The organism is Actinosynnema sp. NPDC023794 (assembly GCF_040639675.1).
GTDB classification, from domain to species: Bacteria; Actinomycetota; Actinomycetes; order Mycobacteriales; family Pseudonocardiaceae; genus Actinosynnema; species Actinosynnema luteola.
In genome coordinates this window covers 182275-191555 of record NZ_JBFAFR010000013.1, presented here as the reverse complement: position 1 = coordinate 191555, position 9281 = coordinate 182275, and the positions used below count along the sequence as shown (strand labels likewise).

10 protein-coding genes are annotated in these 9281 nt (G+C 73.6%); 6 read left to right on the top strand and 4 right to left on the bottom strand.

The genetic code is table 11. The features are described from left to right. Positions 1–56 precede the first annotated feature (56 nt). From AB0H12_RS25610 to AB0H12_RS25595, 4 genes are all read left to right on the top strand, one after another. A complete protein-coding gene (locus AB0H12_RS25610; protein WP_499625951.1) occupies positions 57–641 on the top strand; it encodes a DUF6230 family protein in 585 nt (194 codons plus the stop codon). Continuing rightward, a complete protein-coding gene (locus AB0H12_RS25605; RefSeq protein WP_499625949.1) occupies positions 638–1015 on the top strand; it encodes a DUF6114 domain-containing protein in 378 nt (125 codons plus the stop codon). Before AB0H12_RS25610 ends, AB0H12_RS25605 begins: the two co-directional genes overlap by 4 nt. Continuing rightward, a complete protein-coding gene (locus AB0H12_RS25600; protein ID WP_499625948.1) occupies positions 1012–1653 on the top strand; it encodes an SDR family NAD(P)-dependent oxidoreductase in 642 nt (213 codons plus the stop codon). Before AB0H12_RS25605 ends, AB0H12_RS25600 begins: the two co-directional genes overlap by 4 nt. A gap of 526 nt (positions 1654–2179) precedes the next feature. Next, positions 2180–3259: a cellulose binding domain-containing protein gene (locus AB0H12_RS25595; RefSeq protein WP_499625945.1), complete on the top strand. Its 1080-nt coding sequence runs from the start codon at positions 2180–2182 to the stop codon at positions 3257–3259. 59 nt (positions 3260–3318) lie between these two features. Here AB0H12_RS25595 and AB0H12_RS25590 read toward each other — a convergent pair whose 3' ends face one another. After that, on the bottom strand, positions 3319–5553 hold the full coding sequence (locus tag AB0H12_RS25590; protein WP_499625943.1) for a WD40/YVTN/BNR-like repeat-containing protein: 2235 nt from the start codon (positions 5551–5553) through the stop codon (positions 3319–3321). Between the two features lie 114 nt (positions 5554–5667). Further along, positions 5668–6564 (bottom strand): S1 family peptidase, encoded by an 897-nt coding sequence (locus AB0H12_RS25585; RefSeq protein ID WP_499625941.1) that lies wholly within the window; start codon positions 6562–6564, stop codon positions 5668–5670. A gap of 113 nt (positions 6565–6677) precedes the next feature. Here AB0H12_RS25585 and AB0H12_RS25580 point away from each other — a divergent pair, with 113 nt between their 5' ends. Further along, positions 6678–7523, top strand: coding sequence for a DMT family transporter (locus tag AB0H12_RS25580; RefSeq protein ID WP_499625939.1), 846 nt, complete (start codon positions 6678–6680; stop codon positions 7521–7523). A gap of 41 nt (positions 7524–7564) precedes the next feature. On the opposite strand, the gene AB0H12_RS25575 is transcribed toward AB0H12_RS25580, so the two are convergent. Beyond that, positions 7565–8014 carry a hypothetical protein gene (locus AB0H12_RS25575; RefSeq protein ID WP_499625937.1) on the bottom strand — a complete coding sequence of 150 codons (450 nt, stop codon included), beginning with the start codon at positions 8012–8014 and terminating at the stop codon, positions 7565–7567. Positions 8015–8215: 201 nt separating this feature from the next. Next, positions 8216–8377, bottom strand: a complete 162-nt coding sequence (locus AB0H12_RS25570; RefSeq protein WP_499625935.1) for a hypothetical protein — start codon at positions 8375–8377, stop codon at positions 8216–8218. A 49-nt stretch (positions 8378–8426) separates the two neighbouring features. Between AB0H12_RS25570 and AB0H12_RS25565 the strand changes: the two genes are divergently transcribed. Then, on the top strand, positions 8427–9260 hold the full coding sequence (locus tag AB0H12_RS25565; protein ID WP_499625933.1) for an NYN domain-containing protein: 834 nt from the start codon (positions 8427–8429) through the stop codon (positions 9258–9260). Positions 9261–9281: the final 21 nt, after the last annotated feature.

Below are 9281 nucleotides of genomic sequence, written 5' to 3'. Positions count from 1 at the left end.
CATGGTCGCGGACCGCGGTGTCCCGGCCCCGACAGGCGCGAGCCGAGGGAGTGTCGATGGAGCTGCGTGATCGTCCGACAGGTCGCACGAGCCGGCCGCGGTTGGCCGCCGTGCTCGTGCCGACGGTGGTGGCCGGCGCGGTGGTCCTCGGTGGCATCGCCGAGGGCGTGATCGGGGTGTCGTTCACCAGCGGCAGCCCCTTCACCGTGACGGTGGACCGGGTGGAGTCCGACGGGTTGCGGATCGTGCCGGGCTCCTCGGCCGGTGATCCCGGCGTGCCCACCCTGCTGGCGCGGCTGCCCGCCGCCGAGCTGACCGGGCTGTGCCAGTCGGTGACGGTCGACCTGCCGGTGGCGGGTCGGGTGACGACGGTGCTGCGGGCGCCGCACGTGCGCACGACCGACCTCGTGCTGGAGGTGCGCGGCATCACCGGAGGTCTGGACGTGAGCCGACTCCTGCTCGGACCGCTGGCGGACGCGGGCGGCACGCCGGGGTACCAGGCGGCCAGGACCACGCTCACCGACCTCGAGATCAGCGCGGGCTCGGTCACAGCCGGCACGTTCACGGTCGCGGACCTCGACCTGAGCTACCACGAGGGCGACGGGGGCTGTTCGTCCACAACGGACGGACAGGGCCGGTGAACGGCTTCGCCCGCTTCCGGCGTTCCTGCCCGTTCTCCGCCGGATTGCTGACCACCGCCGCCGGGCTGGAGCTGGTCCTCGTGGTCGGCGCAGTGCCCGGTGCGCTGCGCTTCGCCGGCGCCGCCGCACCGGGGAGCTGGCTGCTCGGCGGCGTGCTGGTCGTCGCGGGCGCGACCCTGCTGCTCGACCCGGCCCGCAGGCACTTCGCGGGCGTGGCGGCCCTCGTCGCCGGCCTGCTCAGCCTGGTCGGCGCCAACCTCGGCGGGTTCCTGCTCGGCTTCCTGCTCGCGGCCTCCGGCGGCGCGCTGGCGCTGGCCTGGGTGCCCGACCGCGGCACGAGCCCGGCCGAGTCACTCGCGAAAGGCCCGGAATGAACGACGCCCGGCTCCGGCACGCCGTGTGCGACAAGACCGTCCTGCTCACCGGGGCGTCCAGCGACGTCACCGACGCCGCGACGCGTCACCTGACCCGCGCGGGCGCGCGGGTCCTCGTCGCCACGCACCCCGCCCACCGGCCGATCGGCGAGGTCTCGGTCTACCGCGCCGATCCGGCCACGCCCGCCGCCATGCGCGTGCTGGCCGAACGGCTGCTCGACGAGCACGACCGCCTCGACATCGTGATCCACACCGCGGGCACGCCGCCGCGGCAGCCGTCCTGCCGGGACCTCCAGGACACGATCAACACCCACTACGTCGGCCCGACGACGCTCATCCGCGGCCTGCTGCCCGCGCTGCGGACCGGCGGCTCGGCCCACCTGATCAACGTCTGCCCCGCGCACCTCCGCCTGCCCCTGCCGGCTCGCTGGGGCGGCCACCGCGCGGCGAAGGCCGCGTTCGACACCTGGTTCCGCGGCCTGGCCCTGAAAGGCCGCGATCGCGGCCTCACCACCACGAGCGTCTACACCGGACTCGTCGGGGCCGATGCGGTCACGCTGATCTGCGACGCCATCACCTCGCGACCGCGGCAGATCGCGCCCTGGTGGCTCGAGTGGACCCGCACCATCGGCCATTGAGCTGAAAGTCCCGAAACGAGACGTCGATCTCGCGGCCCGGCCGCGAGCCGGCGACTAGCCCGAACGGCTCAGCGCACGTGGGCGCGCGACCGTGCCGCCGACGTTCTGCCGCAACGGTTCCGAGGCACGGGCGTGCGGCCGATCGCGCAGTTCACCCAGCCGATCCGGGTGTTCGGCCGCGCGCCGACCCGGCCGGCGACGGGGCGCGGGCGCACCGGCAATCGGCCGCACGCGACGCATCGCGACCGGTCGTGCGCGCGTCTCGATTGCCTTGCCAAACGGAATGTTCCGACGGACACTCCTGAACGTTTCAGAGCCGGACACCGATGTCGGGCGCCGGGCAGCCTTCGCGCTCTCCGCCCTTGCCCTGGTCGTGGAGGAAGCTGCCCGATGAAACCCAAGAACGCGTGCCGTGCGCAGGCGAACCCTCCTCGTTCGCCCTCGACCGACACCGATCGCTCTGTCGCGTGACGACCGCCGCCGGCGTCACCACCCACCGAGTTCACCTTCTCCGGAGGTCCGGTCCATGAAACGAAGGCACCTGCTCGCGAGCGCGGCCGCCGCCCTGACCCTGGTGGCCGCCGCGGTCCTCGCCGTCGGCACCGCGCAGGCCGACAGCGGCGTGAAGGTCATGCCGCTCGGCGACTCGATCACCGACGGCTTCAACGTCCCCGGCGGCTACCGCGTCGACCTGTGGCAGAAGCTCGTCGCCGGCGGTCGCACGGTCGACTTCGTCGGGTCGATGACCAACGGCCCGACCAGCCTCGGCGACCGCAACCACGAAGGCCACTCGGGCTGGACCATCGCCCAGATCGACAGCAACATCACCAACTGGCTGCGCACCTACGCGCCGCGCACCATCCTGCTGCACATCGGCACGAACGACATGAACGGCAGCAACCCGGGCGGCGCGCCCCAACGCCTCTCCACCCTGGTCGACCGCATCACCACGCTGGCGCCGAACGCGGAGCTGTTCGTCGCGACGATCGTGCCGCTGTCGGGCCGCGACGCGAACGTCCGCGCGTTCAACGCCACGATCCCCTCGATGGTGCAGAGCAAGGTCAACGCGGGCAAGAAGGTGCACCTGGTCGACATGTACCGCGCGCTGACCACCGCCGACCTCGCCGACGGCGTGCACCCCAACGCCGGCGGCTACTCGAAGATGGCCACCGCCTGGTACAACGCGCTGTTGTCCGTCCCGGGCAGCATCGACGACCCCACCACGACCACGACGACCACCAGCCGGACGACCACCACGACGACGACGAGCACCACCACCACGACCACGAGCCAGCCCGGTGGCGCGGCGTGCGCGGCGACCCACCGCGTGGTCAACTCGTGGGGCGGCGGCTACCAGGCCGAGGTGAAGGTGGCCAACACCTCCACCGCGTCGCTCAACGGCTGGACGGTCCGCCTGACCCTCCCGTCCGGCCACGCCGTCAACAACCTCTGGGGCGGCGTGAACACCGGGACCAGCGGAGCCGTGTCGGTGCGGAACGCCCCGTACAACGGCTCGCTGGGCAGCGGCGCGTCGACCACGTTCGGCTACGTGGCCAACGGCCCGAACGCCAATCCACCGATCGAGATGACCTGCGTCAGCCCGTGATCCGGTGCTCGGGCGCCGCCGCGTGACGTCGACGCGGCGGCGCCCGGTCCCGCGGGTGATCAGGGCACGGTGGTCTCGTAGATCCCCCGGCCGAACGTGGCCGCCACGAGCCGGTGGTTGCGGCCGTCGTACTCGATGTCGTCGACCGCGACCCTCGGCATGCCGTGGCCCAGCCGGAGCCAGTGGCCGGGAGCGAGCGCGTTGCCGACGAACACGCCCTGGTCCGTGGCCACGTACAGCTGTCCGGCGCGACCGAGCACGACGTCGTTCACCGGCGCCGACGGCAGGTTGCCCGAGACGTCGGTCCACCGGGCGCCCGCCGAGCGGGTCATCAGCACGTGCGGCTGGTCGGAGCCGGACCGGTAGCCGGACAGCGCCACGTACGCCGTGGCGGGGTCGCGCTCGGACACCGCGATCCGGGTCACCCACGGTTGGCCGTCGAGCACCTTCGCCCAGGTGACGCCCAGGTCGCGGGTGACCCACACCCTGCCGTCGTCGGTGCCGGCCCAGATCGTGCGCGGGTCGGACGGCGCGGCGGCGACCGCGGTGATGGTGCCGTACGGGTAGGTGTCCTGGCCCGGTCCGCCGGTCAGGTCCGGGCTGATCGGCGTCCAGGTCACCCCGTTGTCGGCCGACCGGTTGAGCCGGTTGCCGCCGTAGTACAGGACTCGCGGGTCCGACGGGTCGAACTGCACCGGGGTGAACCAGTTGCGCCGGTCCGCGGTGGTGGCCGGGGTGAAGAACGCCATCGTCGTGCCGCCGTCGGTGGACCGGAAGCAGTTGCCGTACTGGTAGCAGGCGAAGACGTTCTCCTTGTCGCGCGGGTTGATGATGTTCTCCTCGCCGTCACCGCCGAGGTATTCGTTGAACGCCGGCCCGCCCCACGACCGCAGCGAGCCGTTGTCCTGGGTGCCGCCGGACACGCGCGTGACGTCCTGCGGGCTGATCGCCACGCTGTAGAACTGGGTCCACGGCTCGTGCTCGGCCTTGACCCAGCCGCCGTCGCCGTCGGCGTCCGACCGGTACACGCCGCCGTCGTTGCCCAGGTAGGCCCGCGCCGGGTAGCGGGGATCCCAGACCATGGCGTGGTGGTCGACGTGGATCGAGGCGTCGTCGGCGGTCCAGGTCGCGCCGCCGTCCTTGGTGGTCATCAGCGGGACGCCGGCGACGTGCACGTGCCGGGCGTCGTCCGGGTCGACCCAGACCTTGCCGAACCACCAGCCGAAGCTCGACTGCGAGGACTTCAGCAGGTCCGGTTCGGGCAGCCGCGTCCAGCTGTCGCCGGCGTCGGCCGAGGTGTAGAAGCCGGCGAACGGGCCCGCGGTGCTGTTGACGATGGCGTACAGCCTGCCCGGTTCGGACGCCGAGACGCCGATGCCCATGCGGCCGACCTCGGGACCGGCCGGCGGCAGCCCGCCCGCGAGCCGCTGCCAGGTCAGGCCGCCGTCGGTCGAGCGGTGCACGCCCGAGCCCACGCCGCCGTAGGTCCGCTTCACCGGGGTGCGGCGGTGGTCCCACAGCACGGCGTAAACGCGCTTCGGGTCGGTCGGGTCGATCTGCACGTCGACCGCGCCGGTGAACTCGTTCGGCACGTCGAGCACGCGCCGCCAGCTGCCGCCGCCGTCGGCGGACAGGTACACGCCACGGTCGCCGCCCGCGCTGTAGAGGGACCCGTTGGCGGCGACGAACAGGCGGTCGGGGTCGGCGGGGTCGATCGCGATGCCGCCGATCGTGCCGGAGTCGCGCAGGCCGACGTTGCGCCACGACGTGCCGCCGTCGGTGGAGCGGTAGACGCCGGTGCCCTCGTAGGTCACGCTGCCGCCGCCCGGGTTGGGCTCGCCGGTGCCGACGTACAGCGTGCCGTCACCGGCCGCCGCCACCGCGCCCATGGCCTGGGTGCCGTTGTCCGGCCACGCGGTGGCGAACGTCCGCCCGGCGTCGGTGGACCGCCACAGCCCACCGCTCGCGGCGGCGGCGTAGACGGTGTCGGGTCGGCGCGGGTCCAGCGCCAGGCTCACGATCCGGCCGCCGATGTTCGTCGGGCCGATCGACCGCCACGGCGCGCCGGCGGCCGGGATCCGGTCGGCCTGGGCGGCGGCGAGTTCGTGCGCGTGCCGGGGGATGGTGTCGCCGCGGACGGCTTTCTGGAGGAACCGGTGCTCGGCGGGCGCCGACGGACCGCGGACCGGGCGGTACTCGCCCGGCTGCCCGGTACCGGGTGGGTCGGCGAGGGCCGGCACCGGCGCGAGCAGCATCAGCGCGCCGGCGAGGACCAGCAGACGGCGGACTCTCACGGGAAACCCCCAGACGTGGACGTCGGCATGGCGTCGCGGACGCTAGGGGATGCGGTGGCCGACCGGACACCGACGATCGTGGGTCGTTATTGACAGTTGGTCGGGCTCGGGCGCTCAGCCCGTGTAGAGGGTGAGGCCGTACGCCGACAGCGGCTCGGCGATCGGCTGGATCCACGTCGTCCCGCCGGTGGAGCAGTCGCCGGACCCGCCGGAGACCAGGCCGACCGCGCGGACCGCGGTGCCCGAACCGGGGTTGGTGACGGCAGGCGCGCCGGACGCGCCGGGCTCGGGGCACGCGTTGGCGCGGATGAGCTGGCCCACGCAGCCCTGCGGGTAGCAGACCGTGTGGTTGATCCCGGTGACGCTGCCGCACCGCCACCCCGAGGCCGGGCTGGAGTAGCAGATCGACGAGCCGACGGGCGGGGTCGTGACGCCGCTGATCGTGACGTCCGGGCCGCTGCTGTGCCGGTCGACCAGCGGCGTGGACGCCGCGGCGGTCGACGTCACGCGGATCAGCCCGTAGTCGTTGGTCGGGAACGACGAACCGGCGCTCGGGCCGATGTAGCCGCCGACGCCGTGCCACTCGCTGCCCGCGCCGACGCAGTGGCCGGCGGACAGGATGTAGCGGGTGGCGCCCGAGCGGGCGTTGAAGCCCAAGGTGCACCGCGTGCTGCCGCTGTGGATCGCTTGCCCGCCGATGAGGTCCCACACCGGGCGGGGCGCTTCGGCGACGTGCTCGACGGTGATCGCGCCCGCGCCGAGCCCGCGTGCCCACTCGGCGACCCCGGTCGCGGCGCCGTGCACCGAGACCACCAGGGTTCCGGTCGCGGTGTCGACGTGCCACCCGGTGACGGTGCCCGGACGCGTGGCCGCGCCCCGGTCCAGCCGTTCCCCGGCGAGGGCGGGCCCGGCGAGGGCGGGCCCGGCGGTTTCGCCGGAGACCGGCCCGGCCGCGGTGAACGCGAGACCGGCCGCCAGCACGGCCGCACCCAGTCGACGCGCGAAGGTCATGGTGCGCTCCCTCCAGGATCTCGACGGTAGTGGCAGCGGGAGCGCTCGGGACAGCGACCGTTGGTGGACTTGGCGTCACCGCGCGTGACCCCGACGGCACCTACTCTGGTGAGGTGGGGATCGCGATCCTGTGCGCGCTGGCAGGTGCGGTGCTGAGCGCGGTCGGCGCCGCGCTCCAGCACGCGGGCGTCCGGGACGTCGGCGACCTCACCGTGCGCCGGTTCACCCGGCTGGCGGGCAACCGGCGGTGGCTGCTCGGGTTCGCGGTGCTGTTCGTCGCCGCGGTGCTGCAGATCCTGGCCCTCGCGATGGCGCCGGTGACGGTCGTCGCGCCGCTCGCCGTCATGTCGCTGCCGATCATCGCGGCGATCGGGGTCCGGCACGTGACGCGGGGGTTCGCGGTGGCCGTGATGGCGGCGACGGGCGGGGTGGCCACGTTCGTCGCGATCGCCGCGCGGTCCGCCGTGACGACGGACGTGGAGCCGGCGACGGTGCTGCGGGCCGGTCAGGTGGTCGCCGCCGCGGTGTGCGCGTTCGTCGTGGTCGGCGCGTTCCGGAGCGGAACGGCACGTGCCCTGGCGCTGGCCGCCGGCGCGGGCGCGGCGTACGGGCTGGTGGCCGTGCTGGTGCGGGACGTGACGACCTCGCTGCCGCGGCTGTCGTGGGTGTCGTTCACCGGGCTGGCGCTGGCTTTCCTGGTCGGCGCGGCGCTGATCCAGCTGGGGTACGCGAGCGGTCCGGCGGACCTCGTCGTGGCCGGCCAGACGGTCGTGAACCCGATCGTCGCGGCGTGGATCGGGATGGTGCTGCTGGACGAGACCCAGGGCGCCGGCCGCGGCACGGTGATCGCCTTGGTGACGAGCGCCGCCGTATCGCTGACGGGCATCGCCGCCATCGCCCGCTTCCACCACCGCCGCCTGGCGTCCTCACCGACCGACCACGCGACCACCCCGCCGTGACCGCGGGTCCCGGTGGACGGCGGTCCACCGGGACGGTGCGGTCAGTCCGTGAGGACCACGTCGTAGTGGTAGTCACCGCAGACGGTGTGCAGGCGTGGTGGGTAGCGCCACAGGGTGGTCGAGCAGGTGCGCCACTGGAGTGCGTGCTCGGTGGCGCCCAGCGGTGCGAGGGAGACGGTCTTCGGCTCGTCGCACGGCGCGGTGAGCTTGCCGTAGGTGGAGCCCCACTTGTAGTCGATGTGCCGCAACGGCGGGCAGTCGTCGACGGTGATCACGAACGAGTTCGGTCCGTGCTCGGGGGCCGTGTCGCCGGGGTGGTACCGGATCTGGGACGCCTCGGCGGCGGTCGGGACGGCGGGTGTGGCCGCGGCGAGGGTGGTCGGGGTGAGGAGCAGGACGACCAGCAGGGCGAATAATCGGCTTGGGGACACCAAGGCCTCCTCGGAGTCGGGGTACCGCCCGTCCGAGTGCCCGCTCCACCGGGTCGCCACACCTGTGAGGTTCGGTGAAGGCGGCTCGGTGCACCGGGCGTGTGAGCCGGGTGAGCCCGAAGGGCTCCGGTCTCCGGATCGCGCCCCGGCGGCGGAAGCGCCTGGGACGGTGGCACGGCCGGTCCGGGATGAGGTGGTGGTGCACATCGCGGTGGGACGCGTTCGCGGACCCGACGCGCACGGTGACGCGGAGGAGGTCCGCTAGTCCGGGTCCATCCCGCCGGCGCCGGCCGTGCCCTCGGGCGTCGACTCGTCCGGTGTGGTGTTGGCGGACCCAGCCTGCTCGTCGGCGTAGGTCGGGCGCGAGTGCTCGTCGGCGAAGTCCGGTTCCGCCGCGGCGGGGTCGGGTTCCGGTGTGGTCACGGCCATGGTGTATCCCTTCGGGTGACGACCCAAACCAGCAGGGGAGATCGTGCGCATCGGGGTGTTCTACGACGGGACGTGGTTCGCTTACCTGAGCGATTTCTACGCCACCGCGCATCCGCGTCGGGCGCGGATCTCGCTGGCCGGGCTGCACGACGCCGTGCGCTGGCACCTCCACACCCGGACCGGCGCCGCCCTCGACGACTGCGTGGTCCACGAGGCGCACTACGTGCGCGGGCGCATCGAGACACCGGCGGCGGCGTTCGACGCTGCCCTGGCCGCCGCCGGGGTCACGCGGCACGACCTGCCGCTGCACGGCGGCAAGGAGAAGGGCGTCGACGTCCACTTCGCACTCGAGGCGTGGGAGCTCGCGACCACCGCGCCGTTGGACTGGGTCGTGCTGATCACCGGCGACGCCGACTTCACGCCGCTGGCCACCCGGCTGACCGGTCGCGGCATCGGGGTGGTGGTGCCGGTCGTGGACGACCGGTCGGCTCCTGAGCTGCAACCCGCCTGGACCCCGCGCACGGCGGCGCCCCTGCGGGCCGCGGCGACCTCGACGCCCGCGTTCGACGACCTGTTCGCGCCCGCAGACCGCCTCGGCTACCCGTTGAGCCGCCCGTTCGTGCGGTCCACCGAGGTCGTGGCCTCGCCCGCGGGCACGCCGCGCGGTCGCCGTCGCGGCACCGTGACCGGGTGGAAGCCGGGGCAGCCGCACGGGTTCATCACCGACAGCCGCGGCAGCTCGTGGTACGCCTCCCGCGACGACCTGCCCACCGGCCTCGCCATGCTGCCCACCGGCACACCGGTGTCGTTCACCGGGTCACCGGTGCCGCCGCCCGGCCGGAAGTACCCGCGCGCGGAGTCGATCCGGTTCGAGTGAGCCACCGGGTGCGCGGACGCC